Origin of the sequence: Rhodococcus sp. T2V, from assembly GCF_029269925.1 — a bacterium.
Classification (GTDB): domain Bacteria; phylum Actinomycetota; class Actinomycetes; order Mycobacteriales; family Mycobacteriaceae; genus Rhodococcus_F; species Rhodococcus_F koreensis.
Map to the genome: position 1 here is coordinate 1 of NZ_JARJBD010000523.1, position 401 is coordinate 401.

The 401-nt window shown below is 71.8% G+C and carries 1 protein-coding gene; it reads left to right on the top strand.

Annotated elements, in window-relative coordinates; translation table 11 throughout:
- On the top strand, positions 1 to 401 hold a 401-nt coding region (locus P3H15_RS55240), incomplete at both ends, for a GvpL/GvpF family gas vesicle protein (protein WP_276144958.1).

Genomic DNA, 401 nt, shown 5'->3' on the forward strand with positions numbered 1-401 from the left:
GTGTATGTCTACGGCATCGTCCCGGCCGACGTCGAGGTCGCCGACGGTGCGACCGGGGTCGCGGACGGCACCGTGGAGGTGGTCACGCAGGGTGACATCGCCGCCCTGGTGAGCGGGCTGTCGGTGGACCGGGCGCTCGGCAAACCTGGGGACCTGCGGGCGCATGCGGACCTGCTGGACGGGGTGGCCGGGGTGGCGCCGGCGACCGACTCACTGTTTCTGCTCGGCGAGTCCCGCGAGCATCCGATGCACGTCGGCGGCCTGGCGGTGTTCACCCCACTCGAGGGATCGTCTGCGTCCGACGTGCGAGCGATGTTCGATGCGGCGCTGATCGGCGACCAGGTGGCGGCGCCCTTCCGTAAACGGGCCCGCCGCTCGGTGACGTCACTCGGCCAGTGGGG